Origin of the sequence: Flavihumibacter sp. CACIAM 22H1, from assembly GCF_001601815.1 — a bacterium.
GTDB lineage: Bacteria > Bacteroidota > Bacteroidia > Chitinophagales > Chitinophagaceae > Flavihumibacter.
In genome coordinates, this window is sequence record NZ_LUKG01000035.1 from 21,084 (window position 1) to 44,889 (window position 23,806).

General features: G+C 46.4%; 21 protein-coding genes. 14 read left to right on the forward strand and 7 right to left on the reverse strand.

From position 1 onward, the window contains the following. The 9 genes from A1D16_RS11250 to A1D16_RS11290 form a co-directional block, all read left to right on the forward strand. Positions 1 to 1,090: RagB/SusD family nutrient uptake outer membrane protein (locus A1D16_RS11250; protein WP_290709477.1), on the forward strand; the 1,090-nt coding region annotated here is incomplete at its 5' end. A 23-nt stretch (positions 1,091 to 1,113) separates the two neighbouring features. Continuing rightward, positions 1,114 to 3,189 (forward strand): hypothetical protein, encoded by a 2,076-nt coding sequence (locus tag A1D16_RS11255; protein WP_290709479.1) that lies wholly within the window; start codon positions 1,114 to 1,116, stop codon positions 3,187 to 3,189. Positions 3,190 to 3,194: 5 nt separating this feature from the next. Further along, the gene (locus A1D16_RS11260; protein ID WP_290709481.1) at positions 3,195 to 4,103 is read left to right on the forward strand and encodes a PKD domain-containing protein; all 909 of its coding nucleotides are present in this window, start codon (positions 3,195 to 3,197) and stop codon (positions 4,101 to 4,103) included. 16 nt (positions 4,104 to 4,119) lie between these two features. Then, on the forward strand, positions 4,120 to 5,154 hold the full coding sequence (locus tag A1D16_RS11265; RefSeq protein ID WP_290709483.1) for a family 16 glycosylhydrolase: 1,035 nt from the start codon (positions 4,120 to 4,122) through the stop codon (positions 5,152 to 5,154). Positions 5,155 to 5,287: 133 nt separating this feature from the next. Continuing rightward, positions 5,288 to 5,548, forward strand: a complete 261-nt coding sequence (locus A1D16_RS11270; protein ID WP_290709485.1) for a hypothetical protein — start codon at positions 5,288 to 5,290, stop codon at positions 5,546 to 5,548. A 162-nt stretch (positions 5,549 to 5,710) separates the two neighbouring features. Then, the gene (locus A1D16_RS11275) at positions 5,711 to 6,316 is read left to right on the forward strand and encodes an RNA polymerase sigma-70 factor (RefSeq protein WP_290709487.1); all 606 of its coding nucleotides are present in this window, start codon (positions 5,711 to 5,713) and stop codon (positions 6,314 to 6,316) included. A gap of 58 nt (positions 6,317 to 6,374) precedes the next feature. Further along, positions 6,375 to 7,583, forward strand: a complete 1,209-nt coding sequence (locus A1D16_RS11280) for a FecR family protein (RefSeq protein ID WP_290709489.1) — start codon at positions 6,375 to 6,377, stop codon at positions 7,581 to 7,583. Positions 7,584 to 7,965: 382 nt separating this feature from the next. Then, on the forward strand, positions 7,966 to 11,211 hold the full coding sequence (locus A1D16_RS11285) for a TonB-dependent receptor (RefSeq protein ID WP_290709491.1): 3,246 nt from the start codon (positions 7,966 to 7,968) through the stop codon (positions 11,209 to 11,211). 20 nt (positions 11,212 to 11,231) lie between these two features. Continuing rightward, positions 11,232 to 12,983 (forward strand): RagB/SusD family nutrient uptake outer membrane protein, encoded by a 1,752-nt coding sequence (locus A1D16_RS11290; protein ID WP_290709493.1) that lies wholly within the window; start codon positions 11,232 to 11,234, stop codon positions 12,981 to 12,983. A gap of 43 nt (positions 12,984 to 13,026) precedes the next feature. Here A1D16_RS11290 and A1D16_RS11295 read toward each other — a convergent pair whose 3' ends face one another. Next, positions 13,027 to 15,948, reverse strand: a complete 2,922-nt coding sequence (locus A1D16_RS11295) for a DEAD/DEAH box helicase (protein ID WP_290709495.1) — start codon at positions 15,946 to 15,948, stop codon at positions 13,027 to 13,029. A gap of 79 nt (positions 15,949 to 16,027) precedes the next feature. On the opposite strand from A1D16_RS11295, the gene A1D16_RS11300 reads away from it, so the two are divergent. Beyond that, positions 16,028 to 17,275, forward strand: coding sequence for an aminotransferase class I/II-fold pyridoxal phosphate-dependent enzyme (locus A1D16_RS11300; RefSeq protein ID WP_290709497.1), 1,248 nt, complete (start codon positions 16,028 to 16,030; stop codon positions 17,273 to 17,275). Between the two features lie 40 nt (positions 17,276 to 17,315). On the opposite strand, the gene A1D16_RS11305 is transcribed toward A1D16_RS11300, so the two are convergent. Both A1D16_RS11305 and A1D16_RS11310 read right to left on the reverse strand, forming a co-directional pair. Then, positions 17,316 to 17,561 carry a hypothetical protein gene (locus A1D16_RS11305; RefSeq protein WP_290709499.1) on the reverse strand — a complete coding sequence of 82 codons (246 nt, stop codon included), beginning with the start codon at positions 17,559 to 17,561 and terminating at the stop codon, positions 17,316 to 17,318. A gap of 10 nt (positions 17,562 to 17,571) precedes the next feature. After that, on the reverse strand, positions 17,572 to 17,703 hold the full coding sequence (locus tag A1D16_RS11310; RefSeq protein ID WP_290709501.1) for a hypothetical protein: 132 nt from the start codon (positions 17,701 to 17,703) through the stop codon (positions 17,572 to 17,574). A gap of 114 nt (positions 17,704 to 17,817) precedes the next feature. On the opposite strand from A1D16_RS11310, the gene A1D16_RS11315 reads away from it, so the two are divergent. After that, the gene (locus A1D16_RS11315; protein WP_290709503.1) at positions 17,818 to 18,876 is read left to right on the forward strand and encodes a glycosyltransferase; all 1,059 of its coding nucleotides are present in this window, start codon (positions 17,818 to 17,820) and stop codon (positions 18,874 to 18,876) included. 20 nt (positions 18,877 to 18,896) lie between these two features. Here the strand turns inward: A1D16_RS11315 and A1D16_RS11320 are convergent, their stop codons facing one another. Further along, on the reverse strand, positions 18,897 to 19,388 hold the full coding sequence (locus tag A1D16_RS11320; protein ID WP_290709505.1) for a histidine phosphatase family protein: 492 nt from the start codon (positions 19,386 to 19,388) through the stop codon (positions 18,897 to 18,899). A 194-nt stretch (positions 19,389 to 19,582) separates the two neighbouring features. Further along, entirely contained in the window at positions 19,583 to 21,430 is a 1,848-nt protein-coding gene (locus tag A1D16_RS11325; protein WP_290709507.1) for an amidophosphoribosyltransferase, read from the reverse strand. A gap of 55 nt (positions 21,431 to 21,485) precedes the next feature. Here A1D16_RS11325 and A1D16_RS11330 point away from each other — a divergent pair, with 55 nt between their 5' ends. Further along, on the forward strand, positions 21,486 to 21,821 hold the full coding sequence (locus A1D16_RS11330) for a DUF3127 domain-containing protein (RefSeq protein WP_290709509.1): 336 nt from the start codon (positions 21,486 to 21,488) through the stop codon (positions 21,819 to 21,821). A gap of 36 nt (positions 21,822 to 21,857) precedes the next feature. On the opposite strand, the gene A1D16_RS11335 is transcribed toward A1D16_RS11330, so the two are convergent. Further along, positions 21,858 to 22,190, reverse strand: a complete 333-nt coding sequence (locus tag A1D16_RS11335) for a hypothetical protein (protein WP_290709511.1) — start codon at positions 22,188 to 22,190, stop codon at positions 21,858 to 21,860. A 120-nt stretch (positions 22,191 to 22,310) separates the two neighbouring features. Here A1D16_RS11335 and A1D16_RS11340 point away from each other — a divergent pair, with 120 nt between their 5' ends. Both A1D16_RS11340 and A1D16_RS11345 read left to right on the forward strand, forming a co-directional pair. Beyond that, entirely contained in the window at positions 22,311 to 22,520 is a 210-nt protein-coding gene (locus A1D16_RS11340; RefSeq protein ID WP_290709513.1) for a hypothetical protein, read from the forward strand. Positions 22,521 to 22,526: 6 nt separating this feature from the next. Then, positions 22,527 to 23,258 (forward strand): hypothetical protein, encoded by a 732-nt coding sequence (locus tag A1D16_RS11345; protein WP_290709515.1) that lies wholly within the window; start codon positions 22,527 to 22,529, stop codon positions 23,256 to 23,258. Here A1D16_RS11345 and A1D16_RS11350 read toward each other — a convergent pair. Then, a partial coding sequence (locus A1D16_RS11350) for a hypothetical protein (protein ID WP_290709517.1) occupies positions 23,255 to 23,806 on the reverse strand: 552 nt, incomplete at its 5' end. The two genes, A1D16_RS11345 and A1D16_RS11350, sit on opposite strands and share 4 nt — an antisense overlap.

Consider the following 23,806-nt stretch of genomic DNA (forward strand, 5'->3'; position numbering starts at 1 on the left):
GGTTTATTTCCTGCGGGCTTACTATTATTTTGAACTGGTTCGGTTTTTTGGAGACGTGCCCCTTTTTACCGAACGTCGTTTAGGCGTTAGTGATAGTAAAACCCTGGGGCGTACGCCAAAGGCGGAAGTGTATGCGCAGATCGAAACGGATTTACGCACCGCCATTGCCGCTCTTCCCACAACCGTTAATGAACCTGGACGGGTAACAAAGTATGCTGCACAGGCTTTGCTGGGTAAGGTTTTATTATACCAGGGCAGCGAAGCCAACCCTGGTAAATTTGAGGAAGCCGCCACCGTATTGGAAGAAGTAATAAACGGCCCCTTTAGCCTGGTAGCCAATTTTAGCAGTATTTTCCTTGCAAGCGGAGAAAACGGACCGGAATCGGTATTTGAGATCCAGTACAGCAATAATAACCCCTTCTATGATTGGAGCAATCCGGGACGCGGACAGGGAAATTTTGCCGTACAACATTGCGGTGTGCGTAACCTTACCGGCGGCAGCCCGTATGCACAGGGCTGGAGTGTAAACCTTCCCACGCAGGATCTCGCCAATGCTTTTGCAGCGGGAGATACGCGTAAAGCCGTTACCATTCTGGATATTGAAGCCTACAGCGCAGCCAACCCGCAGTATAATATAACCTACCTGGTTGCGCCTTACAAGAATACTGGTTTATACAACCAGAAATACCATCCCCGTAAAGGAGAAACCTCTGGCCAGGTAGAACTGAATTACCTGAACAACAACCGGGTGATTCGGTTTGCCGATGTTTTATTGATGGCGGCAGAAGCAAATAACCGCAAAGCATCGCCTAATACAGCCAAAGCACAGGATTACCTGAACCGGGTGCGGCAACGGGCGTTTGGCGATCAGAATCATAATAGTACGGCTACAGGCGCAGCACTTACACAGGCGATCTGGGATGAACGCCGGCTGGAACTGGCTATGGAAGGAGATCGGTTTTTCGATCTTGTTCGCACCGGCAGAGCAGCGGCTGAAATCCAGGGTTTTGTTACGGGCAAACATGAGCTTTTTCCTATTCCGCAGGAAGAAATAGATGTATCTGAATTAACTCAAAATCCTGGTTATTAATTGATTATCTGTAAAACTGAATCATGAAACGAATACTAATACTTGGCCTTTCTTTAGGACTGCTCTGGAGCGGTTGTAAGAAAGAAAGTTTCGACGATACGGAATTTGCCGAAAATGCATCGGCCCCGGATAAACTTAGTGTAATGTTCAACATTACGCAGGACAATACCGGCAATGTAAGCATCTATCCGAATGGAGAAGGTATGGCCTATTACCTCGTGCATTTCGGAGATGGAACCCAGCAACCCCAGAAAGTTACGCCCGGTCAAAAACTGGAACACCAGTACGCCGAAGGTAACTACAGTGTGCGATTGCTTGGCATTGGCATCAATGGATTAACCACGGAAATTACCCAGCCACTCACCGTAAGTTTCAGGGCACCTGAAAATTTGGATTTTACGGCGGCAATTGATCCCTCCAATCCCTTCCAGGTCAATGTCAGCGCAACGGCTGATTATGAAACGGTTTTCAGGGTTTATTTTGGAGAAAACGAGCAGGAAGAACCCGTACCTGTGCTGGAAGGAAACACGGTTAACCATGTATATGCGCAAACCGGCACCTACACCATACGGGTGGTTGCACTTAGTGGTGGACAGGCTACTACAGAGCTGACCAAAGAAATTACGATTGTGAATCCATTGTTATTGCCACTTGATTTTGAAAGCGCTACTCTAGATTATGCCTGGGGAAATTTTGGAGGAGGCGTTACAACGGTCATAAATAATCCAAAAATACAGGCGGGCAATACCTCTGCTAAAGTAGCGCAGATGATTAAATATGGGCCGGAGCCCTGGGGAGGATCTGTTATCAGCTTAAGTCAGCCTATAGATTTCAGCGCCAATAAGATATTCCGGATGAAAGCATTTTCTCCGCGCGCCGGAGCAACTGTTTTACTTAAGGTAGAAAATATTTCGGACGGTGGAATTGCGTACGAAGTGCAGCAACCCATCACAAAAGCAAATGAATGGGAAGACCTGGTATTTGATTTCAGTGCCATCAACACATCCAATACCTACCAGAAAGTGGTGGTGATTTTTGAACTCGGTACCCCCGGCGATGGCTCAGCCAACTTCACCTTCCTCTTTGACGATATCCGCCTGGTTAACAGTTTGCCCCCAACCGATGCGCAGATTTCATTGCCGGTAACATTCGATGCAGAAAATGTGAATTACACGATGACAGATTTTGGCGGTAGTATCACCGAAGATGCCATTGATCCGGCAAATGCGGCTAATAAAGTGATGAAAACAACTAAACCAAGCGGAGCAGAAGTATGGGCAGGCACCACCATTGGTACGCCGGATGGGTTTGCACAGAAAATACCGTTTGCGGCAGGTGCAACTAAAATGTCGGTACGGGTTTACTCGCCGGCAGCCGGCATTCCTGTATTGTTAAAAGTTGAAAACAGGGCCAACGGTGGCATATCGGTGGAAACGTTGAAATCCACCACAGTTGCCAATACCTGGGAAACGCTTGAATTTGATTTCAGTAATCATTCCAGCGGAACACCGGCATTGGACCTGAATGCCACGTATAATAAAGCATCCATCTTTTTTGATTTTGGAACAGCAGGAAACGGAAAAGTTTTTTATTGGGATGATGTTCAGATGGCAGGAGCTGGCACAGAACAACTGGGCTTGCCGCTTAATTTCGAATCGGCTTCGCTGAACTATGCATTTGTAAATTTTGATGGCGGGCAGGTAACCATTCTGGATAACCCGGTAAGTGGTGCCGGTAATACCAGCGCCAAAGTTGGCCGTATGGTTAAAAATGCCGGCCAGCCCTGGGGCGGAGCCTTCCTTTCGTTGGATGCACCTATAGATTTTTCGGTGAAAAAAACATTTACCATGAAAGTTTATTCACCAAGGGTTGGGGCCAAAGTTTTGCTGAAAGTAGAAAACCAAACCAATGGAGCTATTTCCTATGAGCAGGAACTAAGCACCACTAAATCGGGCGAATGGGAAACCCTGAGTTTTAATTATGCAGGCATCAATACGGCCAACAGCTACCAGAAAATTGTATTGATTTTTGACCTTGGCACACCGGGCGATGGCTCTGCAAATTTCACCTGGTATTTTGATGATATCACTCTAAACTAAACATTATGATTATGCGAAAATATATGACAGGTGTGTTGGTACTTGCCTCCCTGGCTGCCGGAATTGCCGCCTGTCAGAAAACAGACTATTCATTTGGTGCAATCAAAGCGCCCACCGAACTGGCGCTAACGCTTGCTATTGAAGGTGCCGATGCAGCCAATCCGGAAGGAAACGGATCGGGCTATGTGCAGGTAGATGCTACTGCAGCCAATGCCATTACTTACAAAATTGATTTCGGGGATGGCACTACCAGGATGGTACCCGGCGGAAAAATCCGTTATAAATACGGAACTCCGGGCACGCAGGAGTATGTCATTACAGTAAATGCCATTGGAACTGCCGGCGTTGTATCCACGATCAGTAAAAAAATAACGGTAAATGTGATATTTGAAATCCCGGCAGAAATTCTGGAAGCCCTTACAGGCGCTGGCAGTAAGGTTTGGGTTACGGATAATCTTACACCCGGGCATATTGGTGTAGGTCCGGCTGCAGGTTTTGAGCCTATCTGGTACCAGGCGGGCCCAGATGAAAAAGCCGCTGTTGGTTGTTTTTATGATGATGAAATCACGTTCAGCCGCGATGCCAATAACCGGGTAAGTATGTCGGTTGACAATAAAGGAGCCAGTTTTATCCAGGGTGCCTCCGTAAGCTCTTATGGGTTCAGTGGCCCGGAAGATTGTTATCCGCTGGATATGTCGGGGGTAAAAGCACTCACTTTCAGTGATGCTACATCGGGTGCTGCTGCATCGATTTCAACACAAATACAATTCACGGTTCCGGGCAATGGCGCAATCAATTTTGCGACAGGTGCAAACACCTACGAGATTTTGTCGATTACTGCCAACACTCTTCACCTGCGTAATATCGGAGTGGATGGAAACGCCTGGTATCAAAAATTAAAAGTAAAACCTTAACACGATGCGAACCATTATGAATACATTATTAATAGCGAGTTATTTAGTAGCAGCGCTTGGTTGCTCAAAAGATAAAGAATCTGCACCAACGAACGGCTTGCCGGCACAATTAACCATTGCAGCCGATATTAGTACAGATGGAACCGGCCTGGTTAAATTCAAGGCCAGCGCAAAAAATGCAACTGCCTATTTTTTTGAATTTGGCAACGGCATTACACAGGCAGACGAGGATGGAGAACTGGAACATACTTATTCTACAACAGGCAATAATTTGTATGTGGTAACGGTTAAAGCCAGCAATTCAGCCGGAGAGCTCACAAAAAGTACCCAAATCCGGGTAAATGTAGCTTCTAATGAACCCGGATTGGTATGGAGTGATGAATTCAACTCCAATGGAGCACCGGATCCCAGCAAGTGGGACTATAATATTGGTACCGGTGATAACGGATGGGGAAACCAGGAGTTGCAGTATTATACGAACCGCGCGGAGAATGTTGTAGTAAATAACGGGGTATTAAGGATTACGGCAAAAAAAGAGAATTACAATGGCAGTGCTTATACGTCGGCACGTTTATTAAGTAAGGGTAAGTTTACCATGAAATATGGCCGGGTAGAAGTGAGTGCTAAAATGCCGGAAGGGGTAGGTACCTGGCCCGCTATCTGGATGTTGGGAGCGAATATTGATCAGGTAAGCTGGCCGGCCTGCGGAGAAATTGATATCATGGAGCACCTGGGCCGCGATCAGAATAATATCTACGGTACTTTTCATTACCCGGGCCGATTTGGTGGAAATGCGGATGGGGGTACTCGCCGAATAGAAAATGCGTCTACGCAGTTTCATACCTATAGTATGGAATGGCGGGCTGATAAGATCCAGTTATTTGTGGATGGCCTCCTGATTCATTCTTTGAATAATTCAGCGGCAGTTCCGTTTAACCATGATTTTTTCTTCATTCTGAATGTTGCGATGGGGGGAAATTTCTCCGGACCGGTTGATCCCGCTTTTACAAGCTCCAGTTTAGAAATAGATTATATCCGGGTGTACGAGTAAGACGTCAGACAGGTGTTAGAACAAAGTTCTAACACCTGTCTGACGTCTTATTTTAACATTTCCCTACACCCGCAGGCATAGTTATTGAATTTATAGAAGTGAGAACAGCATTACTCACCAAAATGGAAATACTATGTCAAAGAAAATAAAACAAAAAGCACTGAATTTTGAAGTAGTGGTAAACGGACGCCCAATGGAAGTAGTTGCCAAACCTTATACAGCAGCTAATAACTTACCCCGTTTTCGGGTAAGCATAAACGGTAGTCCAGTGCAGATTTTCGGCCTGGAACCCAATACCCATAAAATGATTGTACTGGAAAACGGGGCAGCACAACATACCCCACAGGTAGAACATATTATCGGAGAAACACTACTTCAGGCAATTGCCGCCTGATAAATAGATCTACGACGTTGTCGTTCAGATAGGTTGTGTAAAGAGGCTGTCTATTTTAGACAGCTTCTTTTTTTGTTTAACCAAAAAAGCAATCGTTTGCGCAAAATTTATACATAATAAATTGTTAACATTGTTTATCTGGGGTATGAAATTGTTGTTTTGGTGAACCACTCCAACCATACGGACAAGAAACTGCTGGAAGAATTGAAGGACAACTCCGAAGCTGCTTTTAGTGAACTGTACCAACGGTATCACCAGGGTATTTATGCCTATCTGCTAAACTATGTAAAACTACCGCCACTTGCGGAAGACCTGGTACATGAGGTTTTTTTAAAACTCTGGGAAGCAAGGCAACGGATAAACGTATCCGGAACAGCTATTGCCTACTTACACGGCATTTCCAGAAACCTGGCGCTGGATACCCTCAAACACCTTTCAAAAAACACCCAACTGCAACAGGAATTAATTGAATGGATGCACCCCTCCTTTATGGAGCTGGAATCCGACAACAAGGAATCCGCATTCCTGGAAGAATTATTCCGGAAAGCTGTGAGTGACCTGCCCCCGCAACGAAGAAAAATTTTCATACTCTGTAAACTAAACGGAAAAACCTATCGCGAAGCAGCCCATGAATTGGGTATTTCCCATAGCACGGTAAAAGAACATATCGCAGAATCCTTGTTATTTCTCCGCAGACAATTAGCAGGAATTAACCAAAGCTTACTCTTTATTGGCATTTTCCTTTATTCCCTGAAAAACTTCTTTTGAACACCCCGCCGGTTTCCTGAAATGCACGTCATACTTATAACAGCCATGCTGCTGGCGTATGACTATGGATACTTCTAACACCTATCTAAAAAAATTACTGGATGCTTTTCTGGAAGAAACGATCAGCCGGGCTGAATTACAGGAATTGCTTGAACTGATCAGCCAGTACCAGGGCAATTTGCAGGAACTTTTGTCAGAAACAGACCTGGAACGTTTTATACAGGTAACCAGCCAGGAACAGCATTTAGATACCGCTACCAGTGAACGGATCCATCATCAACTACTTACAAATATCCGACAGCAAGACCTGATCCAACCATCCCATAAAATCCACCGAACCCGCTGGATGATGAGTGCCGCAGCAATCCTCCTACTAATACTCGCCGGTATCTATTTCCAGGCAATCCATAAAACAACTCCCAAAAACCAGGAATTAATAACAAGTACCAGGGATGTGGCACCACCGAGCTTGAGCCAGGCCTATATTAAGTTGTCCGATGGTACTCAAATAGCCTTGTCTGACCTGGAAAAAGGCGCTATTACCGACCAGGGAATAGTAGAACTCGAAAAAAACCAGGATGGGCAACTTATTTACAAAACAATCGACCAGGCATCAAAAGGAAAAACAGGCCTGCATACAGTTTTCAATCCCAAAGGAAGCAAACTGATCCAGATGCGCCTTTCAGATGGCAGCCTCGTCTGGTTAAACGCCGGCTCCTCTATTACTTACCCTGTTCAGTTTAGCGATAATCAACGAGTTGTAGCTATGGAAGGCGAAGCATTTTTTGAGATAACAACCAATCCATCCAAACCATTTATCGTAAACAACGGTACAACAGCTATAACCGTTACCGGAACGCAGTTTAATGTAAATGCTTATGAAGATGAAGAGGCAGTTCGGATAAGCCTGCTCGAAGGCAGCGTAAAAATCAATGCAGCCAATCATACCAGCCTCCTTAAACCAGGCGAGCAGCTTAGTGTAGGCGAATCCTCCGTTACCCTCACCAGGCAGGTAGATATGGACCATGTAATGGCCTGGAAAAACGGACTATTCAGCTTTAATCAGGCCGGCCTTCGTTCCATAATGCGCACCATTGCCCGATGGTACAATATTGAGGTTGTTTACGAAGGACAAATTTCAGATGACAAATACGAAGGACAAATTTCGATGGATACCAAGCTTTCCGAAGTACTGGAGCTACTTGAATTGAACCATATAGGATATGAAATCGACAACAATATTGTAAAACTAAAATCAACAAAATGAAAAAATAAGAACTCGTGAACCCAGTGAATCCAGTTCTGAAAAACCGGAAGAGTGGTTGCAACACTCTCCGGTAAAAACGGCCTGGACAATGCATCCCTTTCATGGAATTATTTACCAAACCAAAACCAAATGTATGGATTTTAATGCGCTTTATAGCCGCACTCCGTCCTTACGGAAGAAGCTATTACAACTGCTATTGCTTATGAAACTTTCTGTAATCCTGATTCTTTTAGGTTGCCTGCAGGTTTCAGCCAAAACCTTCGCTCAGCATGTTACCCTGAGCTCAGACAACACACCGTTGAAAACGGTCCTTAAAAAGATTGAAAAACAAACCGGGTTTCATTTTTTTTACCGCTCTGCTTTATCCTCAAAATTCAAAAACGTGAAGGTTAGATTAGAGAATGTGCCGATTGAAGAAGCCCTGCGCCAGTTGCTGGCCGATCAGCCGCTGGAATTCCGGATCATTCATAAAACCATTGCGCTGACAGAGCGGCGAATACCGGTAGCATTCAAGAACAATGAACCGGAAACACCCCTGTTCATCACCATTTCAGGTACCATCACCGACGAACAGAATCAACCATTAGCCGGTGCAAGTATCCGGATTAAAAATGCCGAAGGCGGTGCTTCAACCGACGAAAAAGGGCGTTATACCCTAACAAATGTAGATGCACAGTCAGTACTGATCGTTTCATATGTTGGATTTAAAACCCAGGAAGTAGTAGTCGGTAATCGAACGGTTGTGAACCTGTCTCTTCAGCCTGCTGAGTCAGACCTCAGCGATATTGTGGTAGTGGGATATGGTACACAACGAAAAATAAATGCTACCGGCGCTATAGCACAGGTTAGCGGAAAAGATATTGAAAACCGTCCTATTACAAGAGTAAGCCAGGCCCTGCAGGGCATGGTCGGAAACCTCAATATTACTACAGGCGCTGCCGGTGGCGCACCCAATGCTACACAGGGAATAAATATCCGGGGGTATACGGGGTTTGGTACCACCGGCGGGCCGCTATTTGTAATTGACGGGGTTCAGGGGGGCGATATCAATAACCTTAACCCGGATGATATTGAAAATATATCCGTTGTTAAGGATGCTGCCTCTGCGGCTATCTATGGTTCTAGCGCACCCAATGGCGTAATTATCATCACTACCAAACAAGGAAAAAAAGGCAAGGCACCTGGAATTACCTACAACAATAATTTACAATGGGCAACCCCGGTAAACATGCCCAAAATGGTGAACTCCCTTGATTTTGCCAACCTTTACAACGAAGCTGCCATCAACGGCGGAAGAAGTGCGCTGTTCTCCGATGCCGTAATACAACGCATCAAAGATTACCAGGCAGGCACTTTCAAAGACGAAACCGTTCAAAATGGTTTTCCCAACGACCTCAGAGATGGTTGGGCCAGCTGGAGTGGGTCCAACTCCAATAATGATTGGTTTAAGATCTATTTTAAAGATGCAGCATTCAGCCAGCAGCATAATATTGGTGTTTCCGGTGGCTCCGCTAATTCCACCTATTATATTGGCTTGGGTTATAACGACCGGCAGGGTATGTACAATTTTGGCGATGACAACTACAAGCGTTTTAATATCCGCGCCAATTTAACAACCGATATTGCGCCCTGGCTCAGTTTCAGTTTTCGCTCTACCGTGTCAAGGGAATTATTTAATACCCCTAATACCTATTCTAACAAAACAGGGGGTAATTATATGCACCAGATTGCACGGAAATGGCCAACTGTACAGCTCTTTAACCCCGATGGACGGTACTCAGATGAAAGCGATGTACGGCTGCACCTCGAAGGTGGCCGCAACAAACAAACCACCGACAATGCCATCCTAACGGGAGAATTCAATTTTAAATTGCTGAAAGGCTGGACGGCCACCGTTAATTATACCTTTAATGGTACTTTCTGGAACCAGGATTTTCATACCAAAACAGTGTATGCTTTCCGACCCAGTGGTACTCAGTACATCATGACGGGAAACCCCAACGGATTCCAGCGACTGACAGATCGTACGCAATACCAGGTTGTAAACGCCTTTACCAAGTATGAAACCGAAATAGGCGAACACCGGTTCAGTATACTCGGCGGATTTACAAGCGATCTTCGGCAGTACACCTATTTTACAGCCGGTAATAATCAGTTGTATTCCGATAATATCCCCTCCCTTTCCACCAGCTTCGGCGCAACCCCGTCTGTTAGCGATGCAGTGCGAGAACTGGCTTCGGAAGGTTTCTTCGGGCGGCTTAACTACAGCTTTAACGATAAATACCTGCTGGAACTGAACGGGCGGTACGATGCCACATCCAGGTTTTTGCCGGATGTACGTTGGAAATTTTATCCGGGTGTATCGGCTGGTTGGAATATTGATAAAGAAAACTTCTTTACCCCCATCAGCAAATTTGTGGATGCCCTTAAAATCCGTGGCTCCTATGGCTCACTGGGTGATCAGAGCTTCCTGGATGCAAACGGGCCCAACTGGTACCCGTTTTATCCAAGCTTAGGCACCACCCGTGCTACCAGTACCAGCTGGTTATTTAATGGCGCTCAGCAGGCTGCTGTCAGACCGCCCGGACTCGTAAACCCAATGCTAACCTGGGTAACAACTACCCAGCTAAACCTTGGTGTAGACGCTGCTTTTTTGAACAACCGTTTACAGGCATCCTTCGACTGGTATATCCGCAAAGCAGATGATTTCGCTACCACAGGTGCTGCATTACCAGCAGTACTCGGAACCGGTGTACCGCAGGAAAACAATGCGGGCATTGAAACCCGCGGGTTTGAATTATCACTCGGCTGGCGAGACAGGATAGGAGAAGTCAACTATGGTATTCGGGCAATTCTGAGCGATTATACGGGTAAAATAACGGCCTTTGCCAATAACCCCAATAACGATATACGCAACTACTATGTCGGACAACAACAGGGAGAAATATGGGGTTACCAGACAGTTGGACTTTTTCAGTCTGCTGACGATGTAACCAAAGCCCCCTCTCAATCAAAAATATCAGGGGCACAGTGGACGCCGGGTGATGTGCAATACACCGACCTCGACGGCAATGGCATCATTGATTGGGGAAACTACACACTTGAGAACCCCGGCGATCGAAAAATTATCGGAAACAGTACGCCCCGCTATTCCTATAGCTTCACCGGCGATCTGCGCTGGAAAAATTTCGATATGATGCTCTTCCTGCAGGGAGTTGCCAAACGCGATGCCTGGGTTGGTTCCAACTATTTCTGGGGCATTAATGGAGATGAATGGCAAAGCTCCGTATTTACAGAACACCTCGATCGTTGGACACCAGAAACACCAAATGGGTATTTCCCTAAATATTACCTCACCGGCCAGATGGGGAAAAATACACAAACACAATCCAGGTACCTGCAAAATGCGGCCTACATGCGCATCAAAAATCTGCAGGTTGGTTATTCCCTCCCCATGTCCTTACTCAATACGGTTAAGTTTAAAAAACTGAGGGTATATATAAGTATTGAAAACCTGGCAACATTCACAAAACTGGTAAAAACAATGGATCCTGAATTATCTATCAGGGATGCGAAAATTTATCCATTGCAACGTACCTATTCGCTTGGTGTGAATGTTGGATTTTAAAACCTGAAAAAAACGAATCGATGAACAAGCTATTTGTTACTATACTGGCGCTGCTATCATTGCTTACTATTAGTTGCGGAAAAGAATACCTCGACCGTACCCCGCAAACTAATATCAGCGATGGAGAGTTCTGGCGCACTTCCAACGATATGAAGTTATATGCCAATAACTGGTATAATTTTTTTCCAAATTACAACGGGTGGGGAAGCATCGGCATATACGGGCTCGATGCCGACCAGGGCAGTGATAACATGATCACTATGACCTATAACACCTTTCTCAATGGTGAACGGGTGGTTCCTGCTTCCGGCGGAGGATGGGATTGGGGCGATGTCCGGAATGTGAACTATTTCCTCGCCAATTACACCAAAAGCACAGATGATTGGAATAGCATTAAAACCTATGTCGGAGAGGCGCTTTTTTTCAGAGCATGGGTATATTTTGACCTGCTCAAAAACTTTGGCGATCTGCCCTGGATAAATAAACCGCTTGTGCCCGGTGATCCCGAATTGTTCGCCGAAAGAGTATCCAGATCAATCATCGCAGATTCAATGCTGAATGACCTGGACCGTGCCATTGAATACCTGCCTTCCAAATCGATGGCTGAAATGTCTCGCGTAAATAAACAAATTGCACAGTTGTTGCAGGCCCGTATCGCCCTTTTTGAAGGCAGCTGGGAAAAATACCATGCCAATACCCCATTTGGAGTAAGTGGCGCTGACGGCAGCAAATTTTTCCAGAAAGCAGCTACGGTTTCTTCCGCATTAATCGCAACCCCCGACGGGTATGGCTTGGAACAATTTACCACGCCTACCGGGTATTGGGAGCTCTTCAACCGGCTTTCCTATGCTTCCAGTTCTGAAATTATGCTCTGGCGACAGTATAATCTCAACCTCAATGGCGGGCATCGCTGGTACCGCTACACCACCTCCGGTGCGGGGAGAGGTTTAACGAAAGACCTGATCGATGCCTATCTCTGCACAGATGGACTGCCGATCAGTACCAGCCTGCTTTACCAGGGCGATAACAGCTTGCTTGACCTCGTCAAAAATCGTGATCCCCGCCTGGTTCAAACCATTTACGTCAATGATGCGGAACATGTTATCACCAATAATGCACCCGGTGGTATAGCCGATATAGTTTTTGAAGTGCCAAGCTTTGTTAATTCTGCAGAAGCACGTCCCGCTACCGGCTACCAGGTATACAAAGGGCATAATCCGGATTATACCCAGCAACAGGACCAGGGCACAAGCGGACTTATCCTTTTCCGCTTTGCGGAAGCCTTGCTGATTAATGCAGAAGCCAAAGCAGAACTGGGAACCCTTACCCAGGCAGATGCAGACCTTACGATCAATAAACTCCGCCAACGGGTTCAGATGCCCTCCCTGCTGGTAGCGGCAATAAGTCCTGACCCAAGCGCAGAATTTCCTGCACTCAGCAGCCTTATTAATGAAATTAGACGCGAGCGCAGGGTGGAACTGGCCTGTGAAGGTTACCGGCTCGACGATCTGATGCGCTGGGCGGCTATGGACGAGAAAATTGCCGGATGGAAACCCCTGGGGGCAAAACGTGCTCAATGGGATGGCCTGGTGCCGGCAGACGACCTGGATAATTATCCGGTAAACGGAGCGGGGTACATTGAATTATTTCAAACCATTCCTGCAGTATCAACCGGTTACAAGTTTAGAACCGATCGTGATTACTTGTTACCCTTACCCGATAACCAACGTTTATTAAATCCTAACCTAACCCAAAACCCGGGTTGGCAGTAAAAAGCTATTTAAACCGGTCGGGTGGCACCCGACCGGTTTAAATTTAAGAGAACAAATAACGCAGATCATCCTCCGTCAGTTGCTTTATAAAACCTTCATCCTCTGTAATCAGGGCATCCGAAAGCATTCTTTTTCTATCCTGTAGCTCTATTATTTTCTCCTCTATACTGTCCTTGCAAATCATCTGGTAGGCAAACACATTTTTTGTTTGGCCAATCCGGTAAGCCCGATCCACCGCCTGTTGCTGAACGGCTGTATTCCACCAGGGATCCACCAGGAAAACATAATCTGCCGCGGTAAGCGTTAAGCCGGTATTGCCTGCTTTCAGACTGATAAGGAAAATATTCACCTCATTGCCCGGAGTTTGGAATTGTTCTACTAATTCAGATCGTTTGGCAGGAGCTGTTTCTCCGTCAAAATGATAATAGGACAAGTTCGCCTGCTGACAAGCTTTTCCTATCAGGTGTAACATTCCCTTGAACTGTGAAAAAATCAATACTTTATTCGTGCGCAGGTTGTTCTGCAGTTCCTCCATCAGCACCTCAATCTTCACGGAATCGGCTTTGGTTAAACCGGTTTCTTTCAGTAAAGCAGGTGCGGCACAAACCTGTCTCAGTTTCTGCATGCCGGCTAAAATGGAGAGCTTGCTTTTATTCATTCCCTCCTGCCGTATATTCAGAAAAATGCTATCCCGTATCTGGCTTTTGATCTCCTCGTACAAGGCCTTTTGTTCCACCGACATTTCACACCATAAAACCGATTCTGTTTTTGGCGGAAGATCTGTTGCTACCTGTTGTTTTGTTCTTCTCAGCACAAATGGTGCGGTTAACTGTTTAAGCGCCTGTACCTTTTCGTCGTTCCTTTCGCGGTCAATAGGGTGGGCGTACTCCTTTCTGAAAAACTCCGGCTGCCCGAATAACCCGGGCACCAGAAAATGCAACTGCGCATACAGATCAAACGTATTATTCATTACCGGTGTTCCGCTAAGAGCAATTCTTGTGGTAGCTTTCAGTTGATAAACCGCTTTGGTAATTTGTGCCGCCGGATTTTTGATAGTATGGCTTTCATCCAAGACCACTGTATCCCACTGCAGCAACTGCAGGCGTTCAATATCGGAACGCAGGGTTCCATAGCTGGTTATCAGCACTCTTGCACCGGAGGAACGGAAGGCTTCCATATCGCGCGTATTACCATGGTACACAAAGGATCCCAGGGAAGGCGCAAATTTTTGAATTTCCAACCTCCAGTTATGTAGTAAAGAAGCAGGGCAAACGATCATGGATACCCGAAAATCGCCTGCTGCCAATTCCATTCTGTGTGCCAGGAAACAGATGGTCTGAAGTGTTTTTCCCAGCCCCATATCATCTGCCAGGCAGGCACCCGCATCGAGCTCTGACAATAAACAGATCCATTCAAAACCTTTTTGCTGATAGGGCCGCAGCACGGCTTTTACCGACGCCGGCAAAGGCAGCAGGGGTGTTTCAGAAGATTGCCAATGTAACCATTTTTCCCACCATGCCTGGGCGATGGCCTTTCGCAACTGGTAAGATCCGCCGGCAACCGGAACCGATGCGGGTATACCCGCTGCATCCGGTGATACCTCCGCCGGTTCCTCTTTCTGTAGTCCCAATAAAATCCACTGCGGCACAATTAGTTCAGCACCTTTGATTTTTCCGTGTTTGATAATGGCACTGAAGCGTTGCAGCCATTCTTCCGTCAAAACCCCGATGGAATGATCCTTTAATAAAACAGATTTTACCCCGGCTAATAATAGTTTTTGTAATTCGGGCAGCGGAATGGTTTCTGTACCAAACCGCAAGGAAAAAGAAATATGCAGTGAATTACCCGATGTTTTTAGTATGGAACATTCCGTTTCGGGCGGATAAGGCGAATACCGAAAGGTCCGGAGCAATTCCATGCCCAGTAATTCCACGTTTTCCTCCAGGAGGCGGTGGTATACTTTCAGGAACCAATGCTTTTTTTTCGCTTCCGCAAAGGGTAAATTAAATACCCCATTCAATTGCTTTGAAAAATTAATATGCAGTGATTGTAGCCGGTCATGAAATCCCTGCTCTGCCTGGCGATCCCGTTTCACCACAAAAACCTGCCCATTCCGGTTGAATTCTTCCGTTAGTTTCCAGGGGCCTTCCACCCAAAATCCATCATAGTTCCAGCGGGGCGTAAGCATCAGAAAACTTCCGCTGATTTCGCTCAGGTATACTGCATGGGTGGGGGCCACTTCTACCATTTCTTTATTCAGCAAAGCCCCCATTTCAATCTCATAATCGGCTTCCAGCCGTTTCAATACATGCTCTGAAAAGCCGGCGGGGTCTCCGGCATATATTGCCGGATCATTTGCTGCCAGCCACTGGAGGGTTTGGTAATCTGCCATGCTCAATAACCAATAGTTATCCTGTTGCGACAGAAAAAAATAATCGCGCTGAAAGCTGTCCAGGTTCAACAATTCCTGGCCAAGCCGGATCAGTGGCAGTAATTCTAATCCCTCTTCGTTTTTCTCCACCTTAAAACTTAAGCGCGGCTGAATGGTATGCACCTGGCAGCTGGTTGTAAGATGATTGCCCGTAGCCGGGTTCACCCGTTGATGGTACCAGCTGAATTCAACCGGTTGTTCCAGCAAGGCCGTAAACAGTTGGTGCACCTGGCGCAAAAAAGAGCGGTCGATATACGAGGTGAGTGAAGTGCCTGCCTTTTGTTTAGCGTGTGTACGGGTTAACTGCTGCACCAGCTGGGTTAACGCCTCATCGCCCAGCGCGGCCAGGGCTTGCTGCGTAGGTACAGGCCAACTGGGAAATGCTTTTTGAACAACTCCTGCATCCAATGCTTCGCGCGCGAAATCCACCCCGCGTGCCTGTTTGGTTATATAAAAGGCTTCCACCGGCGACCAACGCTGGCGCAGCCGGTTTGGCTTTAAAAAAATAGCCGATTTTCGATCCGGTTTACTCATAGAGCCGGCAAATATAAGCTGCTCCTTTGAACCGGGCACCCAATGCCTTTCCGTACCTTCACCGCGCTAAATAGTATATATGAAACTGAGTCATTTGTCGGAAACGCTGATTGGTTCCGAAATCGTGAAACTGGGGGGTGAGATCCGTGAAAAGATAAGGCTGGGAGAAAAGATCTACAATTTTACCGTAGGCGATTTCGATCCGCAGGTATTCCCGATTCCAGCAGCGCTGGAAGAAGAAATCATTGCCGCTTACCGGGCCCATTTTACGAATTACCCGCTGGCAGAAGGCAATTTAGACCTGCGTGAATCTATCGCAGCATTTATCAAAGACCGGGAGGGATTAGCGTACGATAAATCGGAATACCTGGTAGCCGCTGGTGGCCGTCCGCTGATTTATGCCGCATTCAGGGCGCTTGTAGATGCAGGAGAAAAAGTTGTTTATGCGGTTCCTTCCTGGAATAACAATCATTATACCCATTTTGTAGGTGGCGAACACGTAGTGGTAGAAGCGGGACCGGAAACTAATTTTATGCCCAGCGCAGCATCGCTGGAACCCCTGTTGAAAGGAGCCACCCTGCTGGCCTTATGCTCTCCACAGAACCCAACCGGTACGGTGTTTTCAAAAGAGGAGCTCGAAAAAATCTGCGACCTGGTGCTTGCTGAAAACGCTGCAAGAGGTGAGCAGGATAAAAAACTTTATGTATTGTATGATCAGATGTACTGGCACCTGACCTATGGCGATATCCGCCATTATAACCCGGTTAGTCTGCGCCCTGCCATGCGCGATTTCACCATTTTTATTGATGCCATATCAAAAGTGTTTGCCGCTACCGGTGTTCGGGTGGGATGGAGTTTTGGTCCAGCCCCCATCATTGATAAAATGAAGGCCATCCTGGGCCATGTGGGTGCCTGGGCCCCGATGGCTGAACAAAAAGCGGTGGCGAAGTTCCTTCAACAAAAAGAGGCCATTGATGATTTCCTGGAAGAATTCAAGGAAGCCATTGCATACCGGCTGCGGGCCATTCATGCGGGGTTCCAGGAACTAAAAGCAGCGGGGTTTGCGGTTGATTCCGTGGCACCCCAGGCAGCAATCTACCTGACGATTAAAGTAGATCTTGTTGGAAAACAGCGGAAAGACGGAAAATTGTTTGAGAGCCAGGCGGAGGTTACCAGTTATCTTTTGGATGCGGCAAAACTGGCGGTTGTACCATTTTATGCTTTTGGAGCGGCTCCCCAATCGCCCTGGTACCGGCTAAGTGTAGGCACTTGTAAAAAGGAAGAAATCCCTATTATGCTCGAAGGATTAAGGGCAGCGTTAGTGTAAGACGTCAGACAGGTGTTCTAACACCTGTCTGACGTCTTAATCAGTTCTTGTTATTCAAAAACACAAAGGGAGGTTCCCCGTTGTGGATGAGTTTCATTATTCGCCGGCTATCTGTATTTATCCGAAACTTGTTGCAATCAATGATCTCATACACATGCGAAAAAGTATCCTGGGTCTCAACATCCATCAGGAGCTTGTTCAATTGAACCAATTCACGTTCCATCGCGTCCTCATTGTCGCGAGCATGCTTAACCAGCACTAACAAATCTCTGTTCGGCGCTTTCATTTAATCAGATTTAATAGCCTACATAACCCTTATTCATATTGCAGCCACACCCTTTGCCACCGGCTTTACGGCTACTGCTACAGGAAACAGCAATACTACTAACCATTATTACCAGAACGACGTATATCAGCGTCTTCTTCATACTTTTAACTTTCTAATTTAAACTTATTTTTCCAAAAAAAAGTATCCCTGCTTGAGCAATTTTTCCAATTTCATCCCAAAATTTTCACCAGGCAGCCGAATATTGCTCTCACCCATGGAATGGGGACTTGGTCATGCAAGCCGTTGTTTACCCCTCCTGAACTATCTTTTAAACAACTGTGGCGCCGATATGTTCGTTGCCGCCAATGGCCCGCAGGCTGCTTTAATAGCGGAAGCTTTTCCCGGCATCAGAATCATTCATCCCCCTGGTTACCAGATAAAATACCACAAAAACCGAGCCGGCACTATTGCCAGATTGGCCTTTTCACTACCCCAACTGGCTCAACAGATCAAAGCGGAAAATCAATGGCTGCGGGCATTTGCCGAACGGCAGCCGGTTGACGCTATCATCAGCGATAACAGGTACGGCTTCTGGCATCCGGAAATCAGTTCCTACCTCATCACTCACCAGTTGCAGGTCAAAACAGCTTTTGGTAAATCGGTCGATTCCCTGGTCCGTAAACAATTGTATCAGTATATAAATAAGTTCACCGCCTGCTGGGTGCCGGATTTTGAAGCTATGGAAAACTCGCTCGCCGGCGAACTTTCTCATCCTTCTCAATTACCCGGCATCCCGGTGCAGTATATAGGTCCGCTTACCCGTATGCAACCAGTACCGGCCGCAAAAGAAGCCGACACCCTTTTTAATTTCCCGGCCGCCACAACGCCACAGATTCAACTACTGGCCATCCTGTCTGGCCCGGAACCCCAGCGTACCTTACTGGAAACCAGCATACTGGAACAATGGAAAAACAAACCCGGCAGCTCCTTGTGGCTGGTGCGGGGACTGCCGGATCAACACAAGGCGCCCGCCGTACGGCCCGATCTGCGCTACCTGCCCAACCTGTACCTGGTCAATCACCTTTCCGGCCCCCTTCTTTCTGAAGCCATTACGAGAGCCACTTGCATTCTTACCAGAAGTGGCTACTCCAGCGTTATGGATTTGGTACCACACCATAAAAACCTTTGGATGATTCCGACACCCGGACAAACGGAGCAGGAATACCTGGCCACCTACCTCCAGCAAAAGGGACTGATCCAAACAGTCCGACAGGATAAATTTTCGCTCCAGGAAATCCTGTTTTACCGGTCAGGTGCCAGCCGACCAGCATAAGCTGAGTTATAAAACCAGGTTCAGCCCAGTTTTGGAGCATCAAAAAACAGGAATGATTTACGGGATAAAGGAAAGGAAGCCCACTGGTCGGTATCGGCCGTAACGGCAAAAACTCCGCAGGTAGGCATATCATCAATACGAGTGGTGGTCAGCGTATTCACAAAGGCTGTGATACCTGGATTATGCCCGAAGATAGCCACTGACTGAAACTCATCGGGCAGGGAACTGAGCACCTGGCTGTACACGGATGCGGGCGCATGGTACAATTCCTCGTGCAGCAGCAATTCTTCCAGGGGGCGCCCATAAATTTTTATGAAATGGCTGGCAGTCTGAAGTGCACGCTTTGCCGTGCTCGTTACAAAAGCATCCAGCTGAATATGCTTGTCGAGTAAGCGCCTGGCCATCTCAGGCGCATTTTTTTGACCCCGCTCATTCAGCGGGCGATCATAATCCGGCAAGGTTAAGTCACCCCAGCTACTTTTGGCATGCCTAACCACGTAAATGGTTTTCATGTCCTAAAGGTAACCGGGTTTCGTGATTCATAACCGTTTTACAGGGGGTACGCAGCAAAATAAACAGGCCTGTTTACTGGTCCATCATAGGTTGTGTATTAAAAACGGTCGGTCGGCGTTTTAGCAACAAATATGCTGCCAAATAGAGCCCTGGACGCGATTTTTATGCAATCCGAATGAACTGTTGACCAAAATCAATATCCCCTCTCATTCTTACCTTCCATATAGTTCAGGAAAGCTTTATTAACTACCCGATTGCCTCCCTTTGTGGGATAATTTCCCGTAAAATACCAATCGCCCGTATTCGTCGGACAGGCAAGATGCAGGTCTTCTATTTTCTGGAAGATCAGCTCAACCGGAAACTCAATTTCCGGAGGGGTGATCAATTCTGCAATCTTAGCGGAGATTTCCTCGGCTGTAAAGGGTTGATAGATCTCTTTTACCAGGTTCCGGTTATCGAGCTGACCTAAACGAGCCAGCTCCTTACATTCTTCATGAAGCCTGGCCAGCTGGTCCTCCATGCCACGATCCTTCATCAACGCAATAGCTGCCCGGAAAGCAATGAAATCACCCAGTTTACTCATATCTATCCCGTAACAATCCGGGTAACGGATCTGTGGCGCTGAGGAAACGATGATGATTTTTTTCGGCTTCAATCTTCCTAACATACGTACTATGCTCTCTTTCAGTGTAGTACCACGTACAATGGAGTCATCAATAACTACCAGGCTATCTATATGAGGGCGTACGGTACCATAGGTTATATCGTACACGTGCTGCACCATTTCATTCCGGTTCGCATCCTCCGTAATAAATGTCCGCATCTTCACATCCTTGATGGCAATTTTTTCCATCCTGATTTTGCGGTTAATCATCTCCGTGAGTTTTTCCTCATCGAAGTCATTTCCCCAGGAAAGAATACGTTGAATCTTAATCTGATTCATATAATCTTCCATGCCCTTCACCATTCCATAAAAAGCTACTTCTGCAGTATTGGGGATGAAGGAAAAAATTGTATTCTTAAGATCATAATCGATTGATTTCAATACTGCATCTCGCAGGTTATACCCTAATTGGCTGCGTTCGCGGTAAATTTTTTCATCGTTTCCGCGGGAAAAATAGATCCGTTCAAAACTACAGGCCTTCCGCTCTTTGGCTTCCAGTATCTGCTCAATTTTATAGTTGCCCTCTACGTCCACGATCAGGGCTTGCCCCGGCATCAGCTCTTTTACTTCATTTTCGCCTACATTAAATGTGGTACGAATGGCGGCACGCTCTGATGCAGCAACAATTACATCATCCGAAATATAATAATAAGAAGGGCGTATACCATGTGCATCGCGCATCACAAAACTTTCACCGCTCCCTACTAATCCGCCAAAATGATACCCCCCATCGAACCATTTGGCCGACTGCCGGAGTACATTAGCAATATTCGGCCTGCCCGGATTGGTTAGATCTTCCTGTACCAGGAAATGGTGCACCACTTCCATCATAGCAGCCAGGTCGCTCTGCCGCTGAAATACACCGGGATCTATATTTACCAATCCAAATAATTCCTCCGTATTTACCAGGTTAAAATTCCCGGCCAGTGCCAGGTTACGGCTCTGGATGGTATCTCGCTTAATAAAGGGATGACAGAATTCAACGTTGTTCTTTCCCTGGGTTCCATAGCGCAAATGCCCCAATAACAGCTCTCCCAGGAACCGTACATGCCCTTTCAGCAAACCCGGGTGCTTCCGGATATCGGGCTGGTATTTCTCCAGGTCTGCAATTTCCTCTCCCACCTGCGAAAATAAATCCGCAATAGCCCTTTGCTCAATACTGCGGTTCCTGTTCAGAAAAGGATAGCCCGGCTCTACATGCAATTTCACCGCTGCGATTCCCGCACCATCCTGGCCTCGGTTGTGTTGCTTTTCCATCAACAGGTAGAGCTTATTCAGCCCGTACATAACTGTGCCATATTGTTGCTGGTAATAAGAGAAGGGCTTGCGTAAACGAATGAAAGCCAGGCCACATTCGTGTTTAATAGCGTCGCTCATGGGAAGAATTGAGGCGCAAAGTTAGGAAATTGCCTTTCTTTGTGCAAAAACAGTAATGGAAGTAAATGGTAAAATTATACAACTGCTCGGAATTCAGACCGGGCAGGGCAAAAATGGCACCTGGAAAAAACAGGAATTTATACTGGAAACAGGCGATACCTACCCTAAAAAGATCTGTATAGCCGTATGGGGCGATAAAATTGATATGAGTCAGTTCCGGATGGGCGATCCCGTTCAGGTATCCTTTGACGTGGAAAGTCGCGAATACAATGGCCGTTGGTATACCGATGTGAAAGCCTGGAAAGTGGTAGCACAAGGCCAGTCCGGCGCCGAACCACCTCCCTTTACAGGACCTATTGATCCTATGCCCGAGGACGATCTTCCCTTCTAAACAATTGAACCTAAAAAGCGGCCCGGGCCGCTTTTTTTAAACTTTAACAGTAGTGGTAATTTTATCGGGTAATTCTTTCGCCTTCGATGCAAGCAAGGCCACCTGCTCAGCACAATGATTCAATGCCTCCCGCACAGAATCAGCATATTCGCTTGAGCGCGAATGCGTAAAAAGATTTTCCCCCAGCATGGTAACCCGGAGTTCACAAACCTTATTATCTACCGGGCTAATTTTTGAGTCTTCCCGGATCATACATTCTATGCGCGATATTCCTTTGTAAAGTTGCGTAAAGCGAATGACAGAGAGTTTCACCAGCCGCAGTACTGTTTCCTCCAGCCCTTTCTTTGGTGTATGTATCTCAATGGTCATTACTTAAAGTTACTACCATCCTTTTATTTTGTGCAGTTTTTTGGAGATTAAAAAACGAATTTCTTTACATTAAATTCTGTATCTTATGGAGCAGGATTTTAAACCATATAATCTATTAGCATGAGAGTATTCGGCATTATTCTGATCGTTATCGGTATTGCAATGTTTTTATTCCAGGGATTTAGTTTTACACAGGAAAAAAATGTAGTAGACCTGGGGCCTGTAGAAATCAATAAAAAGGAAAAGAAAAATGTATCCTGGCCAACCTATGCAGGTGCAATTGTTACAGCCGTAGGCGCTTTTCTTGTTTTTAGTGGTAAGAAAAAATAACCTGCAATGAAAGTTTTAACCGCTTGTTGCCTGTTCAGCCTTTGCCTGCTGTTTTCTTTTAAAGAACCGCGGATATCGGATGGGCGTACATTACTGAAAAACCCGCTATTGGGTGCCTGGTTAAGTGAGAAGGCGCAGCAACAGCACTTACTGCTCTTCACCAATAGACATTATTCCTATACGGTATATGATAAGACAGGGAAGAAATTTTATCATACAGAAGGAGGTACTTACCAGTTTGATGGTACTAAATTAAGTACCAGGCTGGAGTTTAATTCTTCTGATCCTAAGGGAATGGGCAAAGAATCTCTGTTAAACGCGCAAGTAGCGGCTAAACAGCTTCAACTAAACTGGCCTGTGGAAGGCACGAACTGGAAACGTATCGATGAGGCAGGCGGCCCATTAAATGCAACCTGGCGAATTACGGGCAGAGAGCAGCAGGGTACTATGAATACTATTCAACCCTCGGCCCGCAAAACCATTAAGTTATTAACAGCTAAAAGATTTCAATGGGCGGCTATCAATACCGCTACGGGTGAATTCTTCGGAACAGGTGGCGGAACTTATACATTTAAAGATGGTGTCTATACAGAGCATATCGATTTTTTCTCCCGCGATTCCAGCCGCGTTGGCATGTCGCTCAGTTTTGAAGGACAGGTACAGGAAGCTAACTGGCACCACCGGGGAAAAAGTTCAAAGGGAGATCCCATTTATGAAATCTGGTCGAAAGAAGATTAATCTTTTTTAGCTCCCGAAGAAGAAAATACATCTTCAATGGCATGGGCAAGGGAGGAAATAGGTCCTTCCATTTTATTCGTTCTGTCATCCAGGGTATCATCTTTCATGATATCTCCCAATCCAAGTTCCGGCGGAAGATGTCCCAGGATAGATTGGCGCTGGTTGCCGAAATAAGTTTGCAGCGTGGCCTCCGTTGGATTGTTTTTTATTTCATTTTTTACAAAATCCATGGCTTCTTTTGTAACAGCCTGTAGCATTGTGCCAGCCTGTACCGTGGTTGCCCCGGCAAATTTAGCAAGCTGCGCAACCAGCTCCTCCTGCTTATTGTTCAGCAGTCGCTTAATATCAATCGATGTTGTGTTGGTATGTAAGAGGTATTCAGCACCTTCAGCACTCCGGGAATATTTATAAAGGATCACCAGCCCGGCTGCCATAGCTCCCTGCGCCAACTTGCCGGCCATTCCATCAGAGGCATTTTTGGTTTCCTGTGTTACCGGATCAATTTCGGGAATTTTAGCTCCCATATACTCTTCGAGGTGTATTATCAG

Excerpts from the sequence above, each read along its gene's own strand:
- A1D16_RS11310 (WP_290709501.1), bottom strand. The coding sequence starts at position 17,703 with ATGAAGAAGACGCTGATATACGTCGTTCTGGTAATAATGGTTAGTAGT.
- A1D16_RS11335 (WP_290709511.1), bottom strand. The coding sequence starts at position 22,190 with ATGACCATTGAGATACATACACCAAAGAAAGGGCTGGAGGAAACAGTA.
- A1D16_RS11255 (WP_290709479.1), top strand. The coding sequence starts at position 1,114 with ATGAAACGAATACTAATACTTGGCCTTTCTTTAGGACTGCTCTGGAGC.
- A1D16_RS11265 (WP_290709483.1), top strand. The coding sequence starts at position 4,120 with ATGAATACATTATTAATAGCGAGTTATTTAGTAGCAGCGCTTGGTTGC.
- A1D16_RS11280 (WP_290709489.1), top strand. The coding sequence starts at position 6,375 with ATGACTATGGATACTTCTAACACCTATCTAAAAAAATTACTGGATGCT.
- A1D16_RS11300 (WP_290709497.1), top strand. The coding sequence starts at position 16,028 with ATGAAACTGAGTCATTTGTCGGAAACGCTGATTGGTTCCGAAATCGTG.
- A1D16_RS11320 (WP_290709505.1), bottom strand. The coding sequence starts at position 19,388 with ATGAAAACCATTTACGTGGTTAGGCATGCCAAAAGTAGCTGGGGTGAC.
- A1D16_RS11325 (WP_290709507.1), bottom strand. The coding sequence starts at position 21,430 with ATGAGCGACGCTATTAAACACGAATGTGGCCTGGCTTTCATTCGTTTA.
- A1D16_RS11305 (WP_290709499.1), bottom strand. The coding sequence starts at position 17,561 with ATGAAAGCGCCGAACAGAGATTTGTTAGTGCTGGTTAAGCATGCTCGC.
- A1D16_RS11290 (WP_290709493.1), top strand. The coding sequence starts at position 11,232 with ATGAACAAGCTATTTGTTACTATACTGGCGCTGCTATCATTGCTTACT.
- A1D16_RS11260 (WP_290709481.1), top strand. The coding sequence starts at position 3,195 with ATGATTATGCGAAAATATATGACAGGTGTGTTGGTACTTGCCTCCCTG.
- A1D16_RS11295 (WP_290709495.1), bottom strand. The coding sequence starts at position 15,948 with ATGAGTAAACCGGATCGAAAATCGGCTATTTTTTTAAAGCCAAACCGG.
- A1D16_RS11340 (WP_290709513.1), top strand. The coding sequence starts at position 22,311 with ATGAGAGTATTCGGCATTATTCTGATCGTTATCGGTATTGCAATGTTT.
- A1D16_RS11315 (WP_290709503.1), top strand. The coding sequence starts at position 17,818 with ATGGAATGGGGACTTGGTCATGCAAGCCGTTGTTTACCCCTCCTGAAC.
- A1D16_RS11270 (WP_290709485.1), top strand. The coding sequence starts at position 5,288 with ATGTCAAAGAAAATAAAACAAAAAGCACTGAATTTTGAAGTAGTGGTA.
- A1D16_RS11345 (WP_290709515.1), top strand. The coding sequence starts at position 22,527 with ATGAAAGTTTTAACCGCTTGTTGCCTGTTCAGCCTTTGCCTGCTGTTT.
- A1D16_RS11330 (WP_290709509.1), top strand. The coding sequence starts at position 21,486 with ATGGAAGTAAATGGTAAAATTATACAACTGCTCGGAATTCAGACCGGG.